Origin of the sequence: Streptomyces sp. RKAG337 (genome assembly GCF_023701715.1) — a bacterium.
Taxonomy (GTDB): domain Bacteria; phylum Actinomycetota; class Actinomycetes; order Streptomycetales; family Streptomycetaceae; genus Actinacidiphila.
The window spans coordinates 4,553,174-4,573,055 of record NZ_JAJOZA010000001.1 but is presented as its reverse complement, the minus strand read 5'-3'; the positions used below and the strand labels follow the sequence as shown (position 1 = coordinate 4,573,055).

The window sequence follows — 19,882 nt, the reverse complement described above, 5'->3', positions numbered from 1 at the left end:
CGGCGGATCGCGCGGGGGCCCAATTCTCCGGTGATTAAACCCCTCTGACGCCGCATCACGTCAAGGTCACGATCAACCCCTATACCCCGCCCATGCCCTTGCGTCGCCGATCGGCGCGGGCGTAGGACAGACGGACCGGACCGAGGGGATGAGCAGATGCGTACATTCAGCACGCGCGCGCACAACCACCAGGCACGAACCGCGCTGGCCGTTGTGGCGGCCGCCGCACTGGCGCTCACCGCGGCCGGCTGCGGCAGTGACGACAAGAAGGACGCGGGGCCGTCCTCGGGCGCTCCTTCGGCCTCGTCGTCGGGGCTCCAGTTGCCGGATCTCAAGGGCCAGAAGCTCGAAGTGGCCGCCGTGTGGACCGGCGCCGAGCAGAAGAACTTCCGGGGTGTGCTGGACGAGTTCGAGAAGCGCACCGGCGCGAAGGTGACGTTCGTCCCGACCGGCGACAGCACCTCCACCTTCCTCGGGACGAAGATCCAGGGCGGGGCGCCGCCGGATGTGGCGTTCCTTCCCCAGGTCGGCGTGCTGCACCAGTTCGCGGACAAGGGCTGGCTCAAGCCGATCGGGCCCGAGGCCCAGGCGCAGCTGACCAAGAACTTCTCGAAGGGCTGGCAGGATCTCGGCGCCTATCAGGGCAAGCAGTACGGGGTCTACGCCAAGGCCGCCAACAAGTCGCTGATCTGGTACAACACCGCGGCCTTCCAGCAGGCGGGCGTCACCGAGCCGAAGACGTGGGACGACTTCCTGAAGGCCGCGGAGACCGTCTTCGAGTCGGGCACGCCCCCGGTATCGGTCGGCGGCGCGGACGGCTGGACCCTCACCGACTGGTTCGAGAACGTCTATCTGAGCCAGGCGGGGCCCGAGAAGTACGACCAGCTCGCGCAGCACAAGATCAAGTGGACCGACCCGTCCGTCAAGGACGCGCTGACCACGCTGGCCGGGCTGTTCGGCAAGAAGGACCTGATAGCGGGCGGCCAGAGCGGCGCGCTGCAGACCGACTTCCCGAAGTCGATCAGTCAGACGTTCACCGGCACCCCGCCCGGTGCCGCGATGGTCTACGAGGGCGACTTCTCCGCCGCGGTGATCTCCTCCAGCACCAAGGCGAAGGTCGGCACCGACGCCAAGGTGTTCCCCTTCCCGGCCGTCGGCAGTGGCAAGCCGCCCGTGGTCAGCGGCGGCGACGTCGCCGTGGTGCTGAAGGACGGCAAGGGCGCCCAGGCGCTGCTGACCTTCCTCGCCTCGACCGACGCGGCGCAGGTGTGGGCGAAGCCCGGCGGTTACGTGTCGCCGAACAAGTCGCTGGATCCGGCGGCCTACCCCGACGAGGTCTCGCGCTCGATCGCCAAGGCGCTGATCTCGGCGGGCGACGACTTCCGCTTCGACATGTCCGACCAGGCACCCGCCGCCTTCGGCGGGACCAAGGGCGAGGGCGAATGGAAGGACCTGCAGGACTTCCTGGTGAAGCCGGCCGACGTGGCGGGCGCCCAGGCGAAACTCGAAGCGGACGCCGCCAAGGCGTACAAGAACTGAGGCACCGGTGGCCTCGACAGTGACCACGGGAGGCGGGCCGGCCGCGGCCGGCCCGCCTCCCGTGAAGCGTAAGTCCCTGATGGGCACCCGCCCCTGGGTGGCACTGGTCTTCCTGCTGCCCGCGCTGGTGCTGCTCGGCTCGCTGGTGCTGTACCCGATCGGGTACACGATCCAGCGCAGCCTCTTCGACGCGGACAACTCGGCGTTCGTCGGCCTGAAGAACTTCGGCGAGGTCTTCACCGACCACAGCAATCTGACGGCCGTCAAGAACAACGCGATCTGGGTGGTCATCGCCCCGGTGGTGGCCACCGCGCTGGGCCTGATCTTCGCGGTGCTGACCGAACGGGTCTCCTGGGGCACGGCCTTCAAGCTCGTCGTCTTCATGCCGATGGCGATCTCGATGCTGGCGGCCGGCATCATCTTCCGGCTGGTCTACGAGAACGACCCGGACCGCGGCGTCGCCAACGCGGTCGTGGTCGGCATCCATGACACCTTCGCCGAGGCGTCCGCCTATCCGGGCGCCAGACCGCGTCCCAACGCCGATCTCGCGCCGTCGGCGGGCGGCTCGTTCACCACCAAGGCACCGGCGCAGCCGGGCACGGCGGCGGCGCTGCCGCTGATCGGCATCCCGCAGAACAAGATTCCGGGCGACGCACAGGACGCCAAGGCCGCCGCGCCCGCGGCGGACGGCGGCGTCTCGGGCACGGTGTGGCTGGACTTCAAGCCCGGTGGCGGCGGCACGACCGGCGCGATCGACCCGGGCGAGAAGGCACTGCCCGGCGTGAAGGTCGAGGCGGTGAAGGACGGGAAGGTCGTCGCGTCGGCGAAGTCCGGTGACGACGGCACGTTCTCGCTGCCGGCCGCGGCGGCCGGCGCCCAGCTGCGGCTGCCCTCGTCCAACTTCGCCACCCAGTACAACGGGGTGGACTGGCTCGGACCGAGCCTGGTCACGCCGTCGATCATCGTCTCGTACATCTGGATGTGGGCGGGCTTCGCGATGGTGCTGATCGCGGCCGGCCTGGCGGGCGTGCCGCGTGAACTGCTGGAGCAGGCACGGGTGGACGGCGCGAACGAGTGGCAGGTGTTCCGGAAGATCACCGTGCCGCTGCTGGCACCGGTGCTGGTGGTGGTCCTCATCACGCTGATGATCAACGTGCTGAAGATCTTCGACCTCGTCTACATCATCGCCCCGGGCGCCTCCCAGAGCGACGCCAACGTGCTCGCCCTGCAGCTGTATCTGAAGTCCTTCGGCGGCGGCAACGACCAGGGCGTCGGCAGTGCGATCGGCGTTCTTCTGCTGCTGCTCGTCCTGCCCGTGATGATCTTCAATATCCGGCGGCTGCGCAGAGAGGCACGACGATGAGCGCGATCGCGGCGAAACTCGCCTCCTGGGTCAGCGGAGGCGCGGTACGCGTCTTCCTCATCGTGGTCGCGCTCTTCTGGCTGCTGCCGACCATCGGTCTGCTGCTGTCCTCCCTGCGCGACCCCACGGACATCGCGGCGTCCGGCTGGTGGAAGGTCCTCAGCTCCCCGTCCCAGCTCACCGTCTCCAACTACAAGTCGCTGCTCAGCAACGACACCGTCGTCAACTCGCTGGTCAACACCATCCTGATCACCGTCCCCACCACGCTGCTCGTCGTCGTCATCGGCTCGCTGGCCGGCTACGCGTTCGCGTGGATGGACTTCCGGGGCCGCGACTGGTGGTTCCTGGCCGTGGTGGGCCTGCTGGTGGTCCCCATCCAGGTGGCGCTGATCCCGGTCGCCCAGCTCTTCGGGAAGATCGGCATCTTCGGCGACATCACCGGCGTCGTGCTCTTCCACACCGCCTTCGGCCTGCCGTTCGCGATCTTCCTGCTGCGGAACTTCTTCGCCGAGATCCCGCGCGAACTGCTGGAGGCGGCGCGGCTGGACGGAGCCGGTGAGCTGCGGCTCTTCACCACCGTGATCATGCCGCTGGGCGGCCCCGCCATCGCCTCGCTGGGCATTTTCCAGTTCCTGTGGGTGTGGAACGACATGCTGGTGGCGCTGATCTTCGCCGACAGCGACTCGCAGCCGATCACCGTCGCCCTGCAGCAGCAGGTCCGGCAGTTCGGCAGCAACATCGACATCCTCGCGCCGGGCGCGTTCGTGTCCATGGTCATCCCGCTCGTGGTGTTCTTCGCCTTCCAGCGGCAGTTCGTCTCGGGGGTGATGGCCGGCGCCGTGAAGTAGCCCGCGCCCACCGGCGGGAAGCTCACCCCTGGACGCCGTAACCAGATCACTCTCCGCGACGTTGCGCCCCATATAACGGGCACAGGCCGCGTACGTCATTGTTCATCCGATAACCGAGCAATCCTCGTGTGTACGCGGGCGCCCGTCCACAGCGCCCGCGTCAACACCTGGATGTCCCTTGCCCCGGTTCAGCGTCATCGTTCCCGCCTACAAGGTTCAGGCCTATCTGCACGCCTGCCTGGAATCCGTAACGACCCAGTCCTTCACCGACTTCGAGCTGATCGTGGTGAACGACGGCTCACCGGACGGCAGCGGCGACATCATCGACGAGTTCGCCGGCCGCGACCGCCGGATCACCGCCATCCACCTCCCCGAGAACGTCGGCCCCGGCCACGCCCGCAACGCCGGGCTGATCCGCGCCACCGGCGACTACCTGCTCTTCCTCGACGGCGACGACAGCCTCGCCCCCGGCTCCCTGCTGGCGATCACCGACCGCCTCAAGGAGACCGGCGGCCCCGACATCCTCGTCTTCGACTACGAGCGCACCTACTGGAACGGCGAAGCCCGGCGCAACGGCCTCGCCGGGCACCTGAGCCAGACCGGACCGGAGACGTTCACCCTCGGCGACCGCCCGGAACTGCTCCAGCTCCTCACCGTCGTCTGGAACAAGGCCTACCGCCGGGAGTTCACCGAGCGGGTGGACCTCACCTTCCCGCCCGGCTACTACGAGGCCACCGCGTGGACGTACCCGGCGCTGCTGGCCGCCGGCACCGTCGCCGTCCTGGACCAGGTGTGCGTCCGCTACCGGCAGCGCCGCCGCGGCACCCTCCTCGGCACCACCAGCCGCCGGCACTTCGACATCTTCAAGCAGTACGACCGGGTCTTCGCCTTCCTCGACAGCCATCCCCGGCTGGAGCACTGGCGGCCCGCCCTCTTCCGCCGGATGCTCGACCACCTCACCACCGTCTACAACTCCCCCGACCGGCTGCCGCGTTCCTCGCGCGCCGACTACTTCAAACGGTGCCGCGCCTACTACCGACGGCACCGCCCGCGGGCCTTCCGCGCCCCCACCCCCTTCGGCCAGGCCGGACTGCGCTACCTCCTGGTGCGCCTCGGGGCCCGCCGCGCCTTCCAGGCGCTCGGCGGCGTCCACCGGACGCGGCTGCGGGCCCAGGCCCGGGTCGCCGCCCGGTACGGCCGGATCCGCGAGGCGGCGCTGCGGCTGCACTACCGCCTCCAGCGCCGCCGCGCCCTCGACCAGGACCTGACGGTCTTCGCCGCGTACGGGAACCGCGGCTACGTCTGCAACCCGGCCGCGATCGAGACCCGGCTGCGCGAGCTGGCGCCGCACATCCGCACCGCCTGGGTCACCACCCCCGAGCACGCCCACACCCTGCCGCCGGGCGTACGCCGGCTGCAGCCGGGCTCGGCCGCGTACTGGACGGCGATGGCCCGGGCCAAGTACCTGGTCACCAACGACGACCTGCACCCCCGCTACACCAAGCGCGCCGGCCAGCTCACCCTCCAGACGCACCACGGCACCCCGCTCAAGCACATGGGCCTGGACCTGCGGGACTTCCCGGCCGCCGCGAAGTCGACGGACTGCGAACACGTCCTCGCCCAGGCGGACCTCTGGGACTACAACCTGTCGTCCAGCCGGCACTCCAGCCTCACCTGGGAACGCGCCTACCCCTCCGGCTTCACCACCCTGGAGTACGGCCAGCCCCGCAACGACGTCTACCAGCGGGCCACCACCGACGACGTGCTCCGCATCCGCGCCGACCTGGGCATTCCGCGCGACTCCACGGCGGTGCTCTACGCACCCACCCACCGCGACTACCGCGCCGGTTTCCACGCCGATCTCGATGTGGAGCGGATCGCCCGCGAACTTGGCCCCGGATTCACGGTCCTGATGCGCACACATCACCTCTACGACACCGGCGCCCAGCACGCTGCCGGACAGCCGGTCTTCCTCGATGTGTCCCGGCACCCGTCCGTCGAGCAGCTGTGCCTGGCCTCGGACGTGCTGCTCACCGACTATTCGTCGCTGATGTTCGACTACGCCAATCTCGACCGGCCCATCGTCATCCATGCCGAGGACTGGGAGGTCTACCGTGCCTCGCGCGGAGCCTACTTCGACATCACCGCGCACCCGCCCGGCCTCCTCGCGCGCAGCGAGGACGAGTTGATCGACATCCTCGCGACCGACGCCTGGCGCGGGCCCCGCTCGGCCCAGCTGCGCGCCGCGTTCCGCGAACGGTTCTGCCCGTACGACGACGGATACGCCGCGGAACGCGTCGTCCGCCGGCTGTTCCTGGAGAACCGCGGCGACACCCTCCCGTCGGTGATCCCGCTCCAGGACCGCCGCCCGGCGCCCGCCCCCGGCCATGTGCGCGCGCTGTCCAGCCGCCCGCACACCGGATCCCTCTCCGCCTCACTCGCGCCCAGCTGAACGGAACACCCATGGAAGCCCCCACCAAGCCCACCGAGCAGCTCCCCACCCCCACCGAACTGGCCGAGGTGAAGGGCTGGTTCTTCCCGGCCGACCAGCTGCTCTTCGACTGGCTCCTCAGCCGGCAGCAGGAGCGCACCGAGCCGGGCGACCTGCTGGAAGTGGGGGTGTACATGGGCAAGAGCGCCATCTTCACGGGCTCCTACCGCCGCGAGGGAGAGCGCTTCACGGTCTGCGACCTGTTCGACGCGCCCGCCGAGGACAGCGACAACAGCGCCGAGATGGCCAGGTCGTACTCCACCCTCACCCGGCGGGCGTTCGAGGCGAACTACCTCTCCTTCCACGAGGAGCTGCCGACGGTCGTCCAGGGCCTGTCCTCGGTGGTGCCCGACCATGTCACCGCCGACAGCTGCCGGTTCGTCCACATCGACGCCTCGCACCTCTACGAGCACGTCCACGCGGACATCACCGACGCCCGGGACCTGCTGAAGGCGCACGGCGTGGTCGTCCTCGACGACTTCCGCGCCGAGCACTGCCCCGGCGTCGCCGCCGCGGCCTGGCAGGCCGTGACCACCGGCGGGCTGCACGTCATCTGCATCACCGAGCGGAAGCTCTACGGCACCTGGGGCGACCCGGCGGCCGTGCGCGCCGAGCTGCTGACCTGGCTGGAGACCCGCGAGGACCTCTGGCACGAGGTGCAGACCGTCGCCGGCGAACAGCTCATCCGGATCAACGGACGGAAGGCCGCCCTCCCCGCCCAGCCCGCCTCCCGCCACCAGGGCACCATCCCGGCCGAGGCCGCCCCGGTGGCGATCCCGGCACCGGCACCCGCGGCGCCCGCGCCCGCGAAGCGCCGCCGCTCCCCGCTGCGGCGCTTCGCGGTGAACGTGCTGCCGCCGTTCATCACGAAGGCGGTGGTGAGCCGCCGCGGCTGACGACCGGGCGGGGCAACACCACTTTCCGGGCGACTACGTTGGGCGACTGAGCGGCTACTCTATGTCGACCAGATCGCCACGCCGGGTCGAGCAGGCCCGGCGACGGGAGGGGACGGGCTCGGAGAGCCCGTCCCCGGCACCCGCACCCCGCCCGGAAAGGCCCCAGCCGCCGTATGACGCCCCGACTGACCGTCGTCGTCCCCGTCCACCACGTCGAGCAGCACCTGGAGGCATGCCTCCGGTCGGTCGCGGAACAGACGCTGGACGCACTCGATGTGGTGATGGTCGACGTGGTGGACGGGGACGCGGACCGCGCCCCGGAGATCGCGCGGCGGTTCGCCGAGAACGACCGGCGCTTCCGGCTGGTACGCACCGCGCGGCCGGACCCGCGGGGCCTCGGTCACGCCCGCAACACGGGAGCAGGACAGGCGGATCCCCGCACCACGTACCTGACCTTCCTCGACGGGGACGACACCCTCCCGCCCCGCACGTACGAGAAGCTGGTGACCCGGCTGGACCGCTCGGGCGCGGACCTCGCGACCGCCTTCCGAGCCACCGGCACGGGCACCACCCACATCACCCGGGACCTCACCCTCCTCGCGGACCGTTCGGCGACCAACAAGGTGTTCCGCCGCGCCTTCTGGGACCGCCACGCCCTCACGTTCCCCGAAGACGTCCGCCACGAGGACGGCGCGGTCACGATCCCCGCGCACTTCCTCGCCGAAGCCGTCGACGTCCTGCCCGAGCGGGTGCGCGACCGCCCAGGCCCCGGCCCGGCGACCCGTCGCCGCACCGACGTCCAGGACCTGCGGGACCACTTCGCGGCCGTCGACGGCGTCAGCCGTTTCCTTGCGGAGAAGTCGGCATCGACGCACCAGCGGGAGGCGGGCAAGCTGGAGTACGACCGTTCCGTCCTCTCCGGTGACTTGCTGGACCGCGCCGCCGCGCTGCCGATGGCCGGCCCCGAGTACCGCGACGTCTTCATGGACCGCGCCCGCGACTTCCTCACCCGCGTCGACCCCGCCCTCCTGGGCGAACTCCCGGTAGGACCGCGGATCACCTGCCACCTCATCCGCGAGGGCCGGCTCGACGACCTGCTCGCCGTGCTGGCGCACGAGGAGCGCAACCACGCCGGCTTCACCGTCGCGGGCCCCCCGCTCCGCAGGCGCGCCGAGATCCCCGACGGCGCGGGCGCCGGTGGCACGATCCGGCTGCCGCACGACGTGGCCGCGCTGTCCGCGGCCGACCTCTCCGTACGGTCCCGCCTCCTGGAAACGCGCTGGCAGGACGGCAAGCTCGTGCTCAGGGGCTATGCGTACATCCAGAACCTCGACGTCTCCGCGAAGCGCAGGTCGCTGAAGACCGCGGTCCTGACGTCGGGCCGCCGCAAACTCCTGGTACCGCTGCGTACCGTGCCGGTCCCGGAGGCCACGGACGCCTCGCGGCAGGAGCAGCACTGCTACGACTGGTCCGGCTTCGAGATCACCGTCGACCCCAAGCGGCTGCGGCGCGGCGGCCGGTGGACCGCGGGCCGGTGGCGGCTGGGCGTCACCGTGGCGACCTCCGGCGTCGTCAGGACCACCGAGGTGCACGCTGGGGACACCGGCTCGGGCGCCTCACCGGTGCCGCATCCGCTGGGCGACGGGCTGCGCCTCGTCCCCTGCTTCGAGGACGGCCGGCTGCGGCTGTCGGTCGAACCGGTCGACGTCCGGCTGACCGGACATCACGCACTGGACGACGACACCGTCGAAGTGCTCGCCGTCAACAGCGGCAGGGAGCAGCCGCGCACCCTGCTGCTGACCCACCGCGCCTCCGGAACGTTCTTCGAATACCCCGCCGTCTGCCGCCCGGCCGGCACCGCAGGAAGGCCCGGAAGCGTCGTCACCAGCCGGTTCTCCCTCGCGGACCTGGCGACCGCCCGCGCCACCGCCCCCGCCCCGACCCCCGCCGACGGCAGCGGCGCCAGGACCGACGGCCCGCCGGGCGCCTCCCCGGGGCGAGCGCGACCTGGGACGTCGCCTTCACCCTGACCGACGGGTCGACCCGGATCGCCGTCGGCCCGTCGCTGTCGCCCGGCCGGTACGCGCTCGGCACCGACCCGCTGCTCGGCGGGCTCCGCCGTGAGCTGGTCCTCGGCGTCACCGCCGCGGGTGACCTGGAGCTGCGGGACCGTACGCTCCGGGCGGTGGCCGACCAGGTGGGGCTGCGGGCGGACGGTTCGCTGCTCATCGAGGGCGAGCTGCCGGCCATGACCCCCGCGGGAGCCGAGCTGGTGCTGCGGCACGGCACGCACCGGGCGGAAGCCGCCTTCCCGGTCACCTCGGACGGGGACCGCTTCAGCGTGACCGTCCGGCCCGCGGAGGCCGCGCCGACCGAGGGCCACTGGTACCTCCACCTGCGCACCGGCAGCGCGGACGGCGCCGACGTCACCTGCGAGACCCCCGTCCACGTGGCTCCCTGCGCGTTCCCGTCCCTTCCGCTACCGCTCCCGGTCCCGACGCGGCAGCCGGACGCGGACCGGGCCCTCACGCTGGACCGCCGCTGCCACGACCAGCTGTTCCTGGACGCCGGTCCCGCCGTGGCGCCGGAGGACCGCGGCCCGTACCGCGGGCGGCTGCTGCGCGAGCGGCACTATCCGCAGGCCCGCGCCCGTACGCTGCGCGACACCGTGCTGTACAGCAGCTTCGACGGGCGCCAGTACTCGGACTCGCCGCGTGCCGTGCACGAGGAGCTGGTGCGCCGCGGCGCCGCCCTGGACCACCTGTGGGTGGTCGGCGACGCCCGTGTGCAGCTGCCGCCCACGGCGCGCGCCGTCACCCACGGCAGCGCGGCGTGGCACGAGGCGCTCGCCCGCAGCCGGCACCTCGTCACCAACACCCATCTGCCCGCCTGGTTCGAGCGGCGCGAGGGGCAGCGGGTCGTCCAGACCTGGCACGGCACCCCCGTCAAGCGGATCGGCCAGGACCTGGCCGGCACCCTGTGCGCCGACCTCGCCCACCTGTGGCCGCAGCCCCGGCGCGGCCACCAGTGGGACGTGCTGCTCTCCCCGAACCCGTACAGCACCCCGCTGCTGCGCCAGGCGCTCGGTTACGACGGTGAGGTCGTCGAGACCGGGCTGCCGCGCACCGATCTGCTCTTCGCCGACGACCGGGACAAGCTCGCCGAGGAGGTCCGCACCCGGCTCTGCCTCCCGGCGGGCAAGCGGGTCGTCCTGTACGCCCCCACCCAGCGCGACGACCGGGCGTACGACGACCGGCACTACCGGCTGGACCTGGCCCTGGACCTCGCCGCCGCCGAGTCGGCGCTCGCCGCCGACCACGTGCTCCTGGTGCGCGCCCATCCACTGGTCGCGGACCGGGTGCCGGTCAACGGCGGCGGCTTCGCCCATGACGTGTCCGGTTACCCGGATCTCGCGGAGCTGCTGCTGATCGCGGACGTGCTCGTCACCGACTACTCGTCCGTGATGACCGACTTCGCGAACACCGGGCGCCCCATGCTGTTCCTCACCCCGGACCTGGACCACTACCGGGACACCGTGCGCGGTTTCTACCTCGATTTCGAGGCCCAGGCGCCCGGCCCGCTGCTGCGCAGCACCGACGATCTGATCGGCGCGCTGCGCGATCTGGACTCCGTCACCCTGCGGAGTGCGGAGAGCTACGCCCGCTTCCGCACCGCCTTCTGCCCCCTGGATGACGGCTCGGCCGCCTCCCGAGTCGCTGACCTGCTGCTTTCCGATCACAGCTGAGGGCCCGTCGGCCACCGTGCCGGTCGGCCCTGGTGTTTGCGTTCTCCGCGCTGCTAGCGTTCACGGAGAGTGCCTCCCGTCCAGGTCGGCTCGGACAAGGCCGCCCATCGCCGGTCTCCGGGCCGAGACGTCCTCTTGTCACCCAGCGTTCTTCCCGTTCATCCCAGAGAAAGCTACTCCGGCTGATGTCCGACACCTCGCAGGACCGTAAGAGCACCGCAGACGCCAACTACACCGAGCGTCTGGCGACCCTGGAAAAGGCCGGCATCAAGCGGCTGCTTCCCACGCAGGCCCCGTACCGCTGGAACCTGCGCCGCCTGAAGCTGGGCCGGGTGCTCGACATCGGCTGCGGACTGGGCCGCAACCTGCAGAACTGCGGTCCGGACAGCGTGGGCGTGGACCACAACCCGACGTCGGTGGCGACCGCCCGTGAGCGCGGTCTGACCGCGTACACCCCGGAGGAGCTGGCCGAGGCAGCGGACTGCGGTCCCGGTTCGTTCGACAGCCTGCTGTGCGCGCACGTGCTGGAGCACCTGGACGAGGACGTCGCGTCCGGTCTGCTCGCCCAGTACCTGCCGTATGTGAAGCCCGGCGGCTCGGTGGTCCTGATCACCCCGCAGGAGGCCGGCTACCGCACGGACGCCACGCATGTGCGCTTCATCGGCTTCGAGGAACTGCGGGCCTACGCCGCCGACGCGGGTCTGACCACGCAGCGCACGTACTCCTTCCCGTTCCCCCGCGCCGCCGGGAAGGTCTTCCCCTACAACGAGTTCGTCCTGGTCTCCTCGGCTCCGGCGGCCTGACCGGCCGCACCCCGCGAACCAGCCGCGCCCCCGCCCACCCGGTCCGCCGGGAGGGCGGGGGCGCGATCGTTCCCACCGGACGGAAAGCGGCCGTCAAGCAGCCGTTTCCTGGCCGGATTCCCGTGCCATGCACAGGAGTTCGGACCGATAGCATCGTCCCTCGATCGCCAATCGGGGGTGCCGGACATCGCCAGCAACGACAGCGACAGCGGCGACGCGCCCGGCTCTCTCGGCGCGCTGCGTCCGGAGGACCCCCGCGAGATCGCCGGGTACCGGCTGCTCGCCAGGATCGGCGAGGGCGGCCTGGGCACCGTCTACCTGTCGCACACCCCGGGCGGGCAGCCCGCGGCCCTGAAGGTGATCCGCGGGGAGTACGCGCGGGACAAGGAGTTCCGCCGGCGTTTCCAGCGGGACGTGCGGGCCGCACGGGACGTACGGGGCTACCACGTCGTCCCGATCGTCGGCCATGACTCCGCCGGGGACCGGCCCTGGCTGGCCACCGCCTACATACCCGGCCTCTCCCTCGACGACGCGCTCACCGCCTTCGGGCCGCTGCCGCTGCCCGCCGCCCTGCAGCTGACCGGCTGTGTGGCCGAGGGGCTGCGTGCGGTGCACGCCGGCGGGATCGTCCACCGCGATCTCCAGCCGGGCAACGTCCTGCTGAGCGACGACGGTCCCTGGCTGGCCGATTTCGGCATAGCCCGGGCCGCCGAATCCAGCCGCCTGACGCGTGGCCGCGGCCTCATCACGACCCCGCAGTACATGTCGCCCGAGCACGCCAACGGGGACGCCCTCACCCCCGCGACCGACGTCTTCTCGCTCGGCCTGCTCGCCGCGGTGGCGGCGACCGGCCGCCATCCGTACGGCGACGGCGGTCCCGGCGGCCCCATCAGCCTCGCCACCCGGATCGCCAACACCGCCCTTCGCCCGCCGGACCTGTCCGGCTACCCGGACCTGTTGCGGCCGGTGCTGGAGCGCTGTCTGGCCGCCGATCCCGCCGACCGGCCCGAGCCCGCCGAACTGGCCGGGCTGTGCGAGCGGGCCGCCGGACGGCCGCTGCGCGACGTCACCGACTGGCTGCCCGAACCGCTGACGGCGGAGATCGCCCGGCGCGCGGCCGCCGCCCAGCGGCCGCCCGAGCCGGAATCCATGACATTCGGCGGCCCGGCAGCGGACCCGTCCGCCGAGCCGGCCGCCGGCAACCTCTTCGGCCCGGTCGTCTCCACCTGGTCCAACTGGGGGACCGCCACACCCGACATCCCGCCGGTGGGCGGCAAGTACCGCCAGCAGACGCTGCTCGCGATCGCCGGCAGCGTCGTCGCCCTGCTCCTCGCGGTCACCCTGACGTTCGCCTTCGTACGGAACGGCGACGGCGACCACCCGCCACCGGCCACCCCTGCACCGGCGCCCGGCACCTCGCGGTGCTGCGGAACGCCGGTATCACCCCGGGGGCCGACACCGAGCTCAAGCGTGCCGGGAACACCCGGCTGACGCGCCCCGGACGCAGGAACGCCGGCCGGGCCCCGGTGTACGGGGTCCGGCCGGCGTTCACGGTCCTGCGTCGGCGAGGGGCCTGTCCGGCCCCCGCCTCAGCGGCGGGCGCGCAGCAGCGTACGGAACGTCCGCATCGCGACCGACAGGTTCGCGAGGTCGAACTCCTCCGAGCCCTGGATCTCCTCGAGGGTGGTCCTGGCGCGGCCGATGAGCGCCGCGTTCTGCTCCTCCCACGCCTGGAAGCGCTGCTCCGGGTTGGAGGTGCCGTTCCCCGCGGACAGCACGTCGGCGGTGAGCGAGGCGTGCGCCGCGAAGAGGTCCTCGCGGATGGCCGCACGGGCCATCGACTGCCAGCGGTCGGCCCGCGGCAGTTCGATGATGCGGTCCAGCAGCTTGGTGATCTGGAGCCGGTCGGCGAGGTCGTAGTAGACCTCGGCGACCTCGAGCGGGTCCTTGCCGGTGCGGTCCGCGACATCGACGATGTCGAGGGCCGGGAAGGCGGAGGAGAAGCCCGCGACCCGGGTGGCCAGTTCCTCCGGGACACCCGCGCCGGTCAGCTCGTCATGGATGCTCTGGTACCACTCCAGGTCGGCGCCGCGCGTCAGCTTCGGCAGCTGGGACCAGACGGTGGCCACCCCGTCGCGGAAGAACTCGATGGTGCCGGCGATCTCCAGCGGCTGCGGCCGGTTGTTGAGCAGCCAGCGGGTGGCGCGCTCGACGAGGCGGCGCGAGTGCAGCCGGATCCGGGTCAGCACATCGGCGTCCACGACGTTGTCGAGCGCCTCGACGTCGTCCCAGATCGCGGAGAGTCCGAAGATCGCGCGGGCCGCGGTGTGCGCCCTGACGATCTCCTCGCCGGTCGCGCCGATCTCCTCGCGGAAACGGTGCAGGAAGGTCGTGCCACCGGTGTTGACGGTGTCGTTGACCAGCATCGTCGTGACGATCTCACGGTGCAGCGCGTGGTTCTCGATCTGCGTCTCGAACCGCTCGCGCAGCGGCTTGGGGAAGTAGTCGTGCAGCAGCGTGCGCAGGTACGGATCCTCCGGGAGGTCGGTGTGGATCAGCTCCTCCGCGACGGTGATCTTCGTGTACGCCATCAGCACGGACAGCTCGGGCTGGCTCAGCCCCTGCCCGTTGGCGAGCCGCTCGCGGATCTGCCGGTCGGTGGGGAGGAACTCCAGCGCCCGGTCGAGCCGGCCGTCGCGCACCAGCTTGCGCATGAAGCGCTGGTGGGCGTGGAGCAGGCTGGAGGCCTGCGCCATGCCGTTGCCGAGCGCGACGTTCTGCGCGTAGTTGTTGCGCAGCACCAGGCTGCCGACCTCGTCGGTCATCGCGGCGAGCAGCGTGTTGCGCTGCTTGACGGTCAGATCGCCCTCCGCGACCACGCTGTTGAGCAGGATCTTGATGTTGACCTCGTGGTCCGAGGCGTCCACGCCGGCGCTGTTGTCGATCGCGTCGGTGTTGATCCGGCCGCCGTTGAGGGCGAACTCGATACGGCCGAGCTGCGTCAGCCCCAGGTTGCCGCCCTCGCCGACGACCTTCGCCCGCAGGTCCACGCCGTCGACGCGGATCGCGTCGTTGGCCTTGTCACCGACGTCGGTGTGCGATTCGGTCGAGGCCTTGACGTAGGTGCCGATGCCGCCGTTCCAGAGCAGGTCCACGGGGGCCTGCAGGATCGCCTTCATCAGTTCGGCGGGCGTCAGCTTGGCGACGTTCCCGTCGATGCCGAGCGCCTTGCGGACCTGGGCGGTGATCGGGATGGCCTTGGCGCTGCGGGGGTGGATGCCGCCGCCCGCCGAGATCAGCGAGCTGTCGTAGTCCGCCCAGGAGGAGCGCGGCAGCTCGAACATCCGGCGTCGCTCGGCGTAGGAGACCGCCGCGTCCGGGGTCGGGTCCAGGAAGATGTGCCGGTGGTCGAAGGCGGCGATCAGCTGGATGTGCTCGCTGAGCAGCATCCCGTTGCCGAACACGTCGCCCGACATGTCGCCGACGCCGACGACCGTGAAGTCCTCGGACTGCGTGTTGTGGCCCATCTCGCGGAAGTGCCGCTTGACGGACTCCCAGGCGCCCTTGGCCGTGATGCCCATCTTCTTGTGGTCGTAGCCGACCGAGCCGCCGGAGGCGAACGCGTCACCCAGCCAGAAGCCGTAGCTGACGGCGACCTCGTTGGCGATGTCGGAGAAGGACGCGGTGCCCTTGTCCGCCGCGACGACCAGGTACGTGTCGTCCTCGTCGTGCCGCACCACGCCGTTCGGCGGGACGACCTCGCCGCCCACCAGGTTGTCGGTGATGTCGAGCAGGCCGGAGATGAAGGTCTTGTACGAGGCGATGCCCTCGGCCAGCCACGCGTCACGGTCCACCGCCGGGTCGGGCAGCCGCTTGCCGACGAAGCCGCCCTTGGCGCCGACCGGCACGATCACGGTGTTCTTCACCATCTGCGCCTTGACCAGGCCCAGCACCTCGGTACGGAAGTCCTCGCGCCGGTCGGACCAGCGCAGCCCGCCGCGGGCGACCTTGCCGAAGCGCAGGTGGACGCCCTCGACCCGCGGTGAGTACACCCAGATCTCGAACGCCGGGCGCGGTGCGGGCAGGTCCGGGATCTCCTGCGGGTCGAACTTCATCGACAGGTAGCTGTGCGGCTGCCCGTCATCACGGCGCTGGAAGTAGTTGGTGCGCAGCGTCGCCTTGATGAGGGTGAGGAAGGACCGCAGGATGCGGTCCTCGTCCAGCGAGGCGACCTGGTCGAGCGCGCCGTCGAGCTCCTCCAGGAGCCCGTCGGTCAGTTCCTTGCCGGCCCGCTGGTGGTCAGGGGACATCCGGGCCTGGAAGAGGTTCACCAGCAGCCGGGTGGTGTGGACGTTGTTGCGGAGGGTGTCCTCCATGTAGTCCTGGCTGAAGGTGGAGCCGGCCTGCCGCATGTACTTGGCGTAGGCGCGCAGCACCATGGCCTGGCGCCAGTTGAGGCCGGCGCGCAGCACCAGGGAGTTGAAGCCGTCGTTCTCCGCCTCGTCGGTCCAGGTGGCGGCGAACGTCTCCTGGAAGCGCTCGCGGGCGTCATCGCCGAGATCGCCGAGGGAGGGGTCGAGCCGCAGGCCGAAGTCGTACACCCAGGCGCGGGTGTGGTCGGTGCGGCGCAGCTCGTAGGGGCGCTCGTCCACGACCTCGACGCCGAGCTTCTGCAGCACCGGCAGAACGGCGGAGAGCGAGACGGGCGCACCCGTGCGGTAGATCTTGAAGCGGCGCTCCCCGGGCGCCGCGCCGACCGGCTCGTACAGACTGAGGGTGAAGTCGCCCTCGGGCTTGAGCTGTTCGATGTGCTGCAGGTCCGCGACGGCCGAGCGGGGGGTGAAGTCGGCCCGGTAGCCGTCGGGGAAGGCCTGGGCGTAGCTGCGGGTCAGCTCGGCGGCCCGCTCCTCGCCGCATTCGGCGGTGAGCGCCTCGGCGAAGCCGTCGGCCCAGGAGCGGGCCGCCTCGACGAGCCGGGCCTCGATCCGGTCGATCTCGGCCTCGGTGAGGTCGTTGAGGGCCGTGCCGGGCGCCACGCGCACGACGAAGTGCAGCCGGGAGAGCACCGATTCGGTGTTCCAGGCGGTGAAGTCGACGCTGTGGCCGTTCAGCTCGTCCTGGAGGATGTTGGTGAGCCGCAGCCGCACCGCCGTGGTGTAGCGGTCGCGCGGCAGGTAGACCAGCGCGGAGTAGTAGCGGCCGTACTCGTCCTGCCGCAGGAACAGCCGCAGCCGGCGGCGCTCCTGGAGGTACAGCACGCTGGTGACGATGGAGCGCAGCTCGTCGGCCGGCGTCTGGAACAGCTCGTCGCGCGGGTAGGTCTCCAGGATCTGGAGCAGGTCGCGGCCGTCGTGGCTGTCCGGGGTGAAGCCGGCGCCCTCCAGCACCTCCTCCACCTTGCGGCGGATCACCGGGACGCGCCGCACCGACTCGGTGTACGCGGCCGAGGAGAACAGGCCCAGGAAGCGCCGCTCGCCGATGACGTTGCCCTCGGCGTCGAACTTCTTCACCCCGACGTAGTCGAGGTAGGAGGGCCGGTGGACGGTGGAGCGGCTGTTGGCCTTGGTGAGGATCAGCAGCTTGTGCTCACGGGCCTTGGCCCGTGCGTCGACCGGCAGCCGGTTGAACGACGGGGAGCCGGGGTGCGTGCCGTCGTCCCCGTGCTGGGGGTCGGAGCGCAGGATGCCCAGGCCGGTGCCGGCGATCGCCGACAGGACGTCCTCGCCGCTGCCGTCCGGGCCCGCGTCGGTGGTCAGCTCGTACTCGCGGTAGCCGAGGAAGGTGAAGTGGTCGTCGGCGAGCCACTTCATCAGCTCCCAGGCCTCGCCGACCTCCTGCTCGGGCAGCGGCGGCGGCGTCGCGGCGAGCTCCTCGGCGATCCGGAGCGTGGCCTCGCGCATCTTCGTCCAGTCCTCGACGGACTCACGGACGTCGGACAGCGCACCGCGCAGCTCCGCGGTGATCTCCTTGAGATCGCCGCGGTCGGTCTCGCGGTCGATCTCGACGTGGATCCAGGACTCGGTGAGCGCGTCGTGCGGGAGGTTGTCGGGGTCGCCGCCGTTGTCGTGCAGCGAGCAGCCGTTGCCGATGATCTCCAGCAGCTTGCCCGTTACGTCGCGGCGCACCACGATCTGCGGGTGGACCACCACGTGGATCGCCCGGTCGGCCTGCGACAGGGCGTTGGTGACCGAGTCGACGAGGAAGGGCATGTCATCGGTGACGACCTCGACGACGGTGTGGCTGCAGGCCCAGCCGTTCTCTTCGACCGTCGGGGTGTGGACCCGGACATTCGCGGTGCCCTGCGGGCGTACCTCTGCGAGCCGGTAGTGGGACAGTGCCGCGCCGAACACGTCGACCGGATCGCGGTCGAGCAGGTCCTCCGGTGCACTGTGCAGGTAGTAGCGCTGGAGGAACGCGGTCAGCGCCTCTGCGTCGAGGCCCTGGCCGGGGTGTCCCCCTGCCGGGCTGTTCTCAGCTACCCGGGCCGCCCTTGCGAGCAGCTCGGCCTTGGCTTCGTCCAGCTTGGTCTGCATGTCCTCTGACTCCTGTCGCGCGCCGTTGCGTGACGTCGGGTGATGGCGCGGCGTCCCGGGGCGCGGGTTGACCGCTACGGGACGACGCTATGCCGGGATACAGGGTCGCCGTGCCGTTGTTCACGGATCGGACCCGCCTGCATGGATCAACGCTGATCACGCAGTAAGGCTATCGCTCCGGCCCGGGGGGCTGTCAGGGGACGCCTCTGTACAAAACCTGGCCGGATTCTTGGACCAAATGGACAGCACGCAAACAGCCGGGTGTCCGATCCGGTCAGCTCCCGGCATCCCGGGCCCGGCCGATCAGGCCTCGTCGTCGAGGCCCGGTCGTCAGGACCGGTCACCCCGCGGTGAGCCGCCGGGCGGCCTCGACCGCCTCCGCGAGCGAATCCACCACCGGCACCCCGGCAGCCGCCAGGCTGGCCCGGCTGTGCGATCCCCCGGTGTACAGAACGGCGTGGGCGCCCGCGTGAGCCGCCGCCAGCGCGTCGTCCACCGCATCGCCGATGACGACGACCCGGTCGGGCGCGACGCCCTCCAGGGCGGCGAGGTGGCGGACCATCTGCTCGGCCTTGCCGCCGCCGGACGGCCCGGTCGCCCCGTCCATCCGGACGAAGTGCCGCTCGATGCCGTGGGTGCGCACGATCGGTATCAGCAGGTCGTGCGGGGCGAGCGAACAGAGCGACTGCGTCAGCCCCGCGTGCTGCTGGGCCGCCAGCAGCTCGGCCGCGCCCTCGGCGAGACCGCAGTTCCCCGCCCGCTCCCAGTAGTGCCGGTGGAACGCCTCGTCCATCACCACCCACTCCGCGTCCGTGGGCAGCCGGCCGATCAGCCGCTCGTAGAACTTCGGCACCGGTACGCAGTACAGCTCGCGGTAGCGGTCCAGGGTGATCGGGGACAGGCCGAGCTCGGCGAAGGAGGCGTTCGTGGCCTCCAGCACCGCGTCGATGTCGTGGAAAAGGGTCCCGTTCCAGTCCCACACCAGATGAGCGTTCACGCCCCCGACGTTACCCGGCGGGTACGACAGCCCGGCGGCCTCAGCCGATCAGGTTGGGGATCTCCTGCGTCGCGAACCAGAGCAGCTCGTGGTCCTCCGCGCCGTCGACGGTGAACTGGGCGTCGTCGTCGCCCGCGTCCGCGGCGCCCAGCGCCAGCGCCGCCGCGGTCACGTCCGGCTCCGCGTCGGTGGCGTCCAGGTGTACGGCGGCGGCGTCGGTCATGGACACCACTGCGGCCAGCCGGACCTCGCCGAGGGCGGCGGCGTCCAGCCCGCGGTCCGGGTCGAAGGCGACGGCCGCATCCGGCACGTCCACCGCGAGCACGATGCGGCGGCGCGGGGCGCCGGGGTTCACGGCGAGCTGCCGGAGCGACGCCTGGGCGGCCCGGGTCAGCGCCGCGTACTCCAGCTCCTCGATGTCGTCCGAGACGTACCACTCGCGAAGGCTGGGGGTGACCGCGTAGGCGTCCAGCGGTGCGGGGCCCAGTTCGCCCGCCTTGTGGGCCTCGGCCAGGCCGGACAGGGTCGTGGGGATGTAGACGCGCATGGCCGTCAGCATACGTGCGTAACGGCTCGACCACGCGGATAGGTGAAACGGCCGCCCGCGCCCCACGCCGGCGGACCGCGTTGTCCCCGCCCACGGGTGCCGCGTACAACCGGGTTACCG

At 71.3% G+C, this 19,882-nt stretch carries 12 protein-coding genes; 9 read left to right on the top strand and 3 right to left on the bottom strand.

Features of this window, described 5'->3' with window-relative positions:
- Positions 1 to 156 precede the first annotated feature (156 nt).
- The 9 genes from LNW73_RS20355 to LNW73_RS20315 all read left to right on the top strand — a co-directional run bounded on the left by LNW73_RS20355 (position 157) and on the right by LNW73_RS20315 (position 13,176).
- Positions 157 to 1,539, top strand: coding sequence for an ABC transporter substrate-binding protein (locus LNW73_RS20355; RefSeq protein WP_250990884.1), 1,383 nt, complete (start codon positions 157 to 159; stop codon positions 1,537 to 1,539).
- 79 nt (positions 1,540 to 1,618) lie between these two features.
- Positions 1,619 to 2,902: a carbohydrate ABC transporter permease gene (locus LNW73_RS20350; protein ID WP_250992981.1), complete on the top strand. Its 1,284-nt coding sequence runs from the start codon at positions 1,619 to 1,621 to the stop codon at positions 2,900 to 2,902.
- Positions 2,899 to 3,750 (top strand): carbohydrate ABC transporter permease, encoded by an 852-nt coding sequence (locus LNW73_RS20345; RefSeq protein ID WP_250976117.1) that lies wholly within the window; start codon positions 2,899 to 2,901, stop codon positions 3,748 to 3,750. Before LNW73_RS20350 ends, LNW73_RS20345 begins: the two co-directional genes overlap by 4 nt.
- A gap of 178 nt (positions 3,751 to 3,928) precedes the next feature.
- A complete protein-coding gene (locus tag LNW73_RS20340; protein WP_250990883.1) occupies positions 3,929 to 6,202 on the top strand; it encodes a bifunctional glycosyltransferase/CDP-glycerol:glycerophosphate glycerophosphotransferase in 2,274 nt (757 codons plus the stop codon).
- Positions 6,203 to 6,213: 11 nt separating this feature from the next.
- The gene (locus LNW73_RS20335) at positions 6,214 to 7,137 is read left to right on the top strand and encodes a class I SAM-dependent methyltransferase (RefSeq protein ID WP_250976119.1); all 924 of its coding nucleotides are present in this window, start codon (positions 6,214 to 6,216) and stop codon (positions 7,135 to 7,137) included.
- Between the two features lie 173 nt (positions 7,138 to 7,310).
- Entirely contained in the window at positions 7,311 to 9,167 is a 1,857-nt protein-coding gene (locus LNW73_RS20330) for a glycosyltransferase family 2 protein (protein ID WP_250990882.1), read from the top strand.
- A 155-nt stretch (positions 9,168 to 9,322) separates the two neighbouring features.
- A complete protein-coding gene (locus LNW73_RS20325; RefSeq protein ID WP_250990881.1) occupies positions 9,323 to 10,882 on the top strand; it encodes a CDP-glycerol glycerophosphotransferase family protein in 1,560 nt (519 codons plus the stop codon).
- Between the two features lie 185 nt (positions 10,883 to 11,067).
- Entirely contained in the window at positions 11,068 to 11,685 is a 618-nt protein-coding gene (locus LNW73_RS20320; RefSeq protein ID WP_250990880.1) for a class I SAM-dependent methyltransferase, read from the top strand.
- A 177-nt stretch (positions 11,686 to 11,862) separates the two neighbouring features.
- The gene (locus LNW73_RS20315; protein WP_250990879.1) at positions 11,863 to 13,176 is read left to right on the top strand and encodes a serine/threonine-protein kinase; all 1,314 of its coding nucleotides are present in this window, start codon (positions 11,863 to 11,865) and stop codon (positions 13,174 to 13,176) included.
- A 98-nt stretch (positions 13,177 to 13,274) separates the two neighbouring features.
- Here the strand turns inward: LNW73_RS20315 and LNW73_RS20310 are convergent, their stop codons facing one another.
- From LNW73_RS20310 to LNW73_RS20300, 3 genes are all read right to left on the bottom strand, one after another.
- Positions 13,275 to 18,218, bottom strand: a complete 4,944-nt coding sequence (locus LNW73_RS20310; RefSeq protein WP_250976123.1) for an NAD-glutamate dehydrogenase — start codon at positions 18,216 to 18,218, stop codon at positions 13,275 to 13,277.
- A gap of 340 nt (positions 18,219 to 18,558) precedes the next feature.
- Positions 18,559 to 19,215, bottom strand: a complete 657-nt coding sequence (locus LNW73_RS20305) for an HAD family hydrolase (protein ID WP_250976124.1) — start codon at positions 19,213 to 19,215, stop codon at positions 18,559 to 18,561.
- 40 nt (positions 19,216 to 19,255) lie between these two features.
- On the bottom strand, positions 19,256 to 19,762 hold the full coding sequence (locus LNW73_RS20300; RefSeq protein WP_250990878.1) for a DUF6912 family protein: 507 nt from the start codon (positions 19,760 to 19,762) through the stop codon (positions 19,256 to 19,258).
- Between the last annotated feature and the right edge of the window lie 120 nt (positions 19,763 to 19,882).

What these genes read in the sequence shown, in the direction of transcription:
- LNW73_RS20320 (WP_250990880.1), top strand. Translation starts at nt 11,068, where the DNA reads ATGTCCGACACCTCGCAGGACCGTAAGAGCACCGCAGACGCCAACTAC.
- LNW73_RS20350 (WP_250992981.1), top strand. Translation starts at nt 1,619, where the DNA reads ATGGGCACCCGCCCCTGGGTGGCACTGGTCTTCCTGCTGCCCGCGCTG.
- LNW73_RS20330 (WP_250990882.1), top strand. Translation starts at nt 7,311, where the DNA reads ATGACGCCCCGACTGACCGTCGTCGTCCCCGTCCACCACGTCGAGCAG.
- LNW73_RS20300 (WP_250990878.1), bottom strand. Translation starts at nt 19,762, where the DNA reads ATGCGCGTCTACATCCCCACGACCCTGTCCGGCCTGGCCGAGGCCCAC.
- LNW73_RS20355 (WP_250990884.1), top strand. Translation starts at nt 157, where the DNA reads ATGCGTACATTCAGCACGCGCGCGCACAACCACCAGGCACGAACCGCG.
- LNW73_RS20345 (WP_250976117.1), top strand. Translation starts at nt 2,899, where the DNA reads ATGAGCGCGATCGCGGCGAAACTCGCCTCCTGGGTCAGCGGAGGCGCG.
- LNW73_RS20335 (WP_250976119.1), top strand. Translation starts at nt 6,214, where the DNA reads ATGGAAGCCCCCACCAAGCCCACCGAGCAGCTCCCCACCCCCACCGAA.
- LNW73_RS20310 (WP_250976123.1), bottom strand. Translation starts at nt 18,218, where the DNA reads ATGCAGACCAAGCTGGACGAAGCCAAGGCCGAGCTGCTCGCAAGGGCG.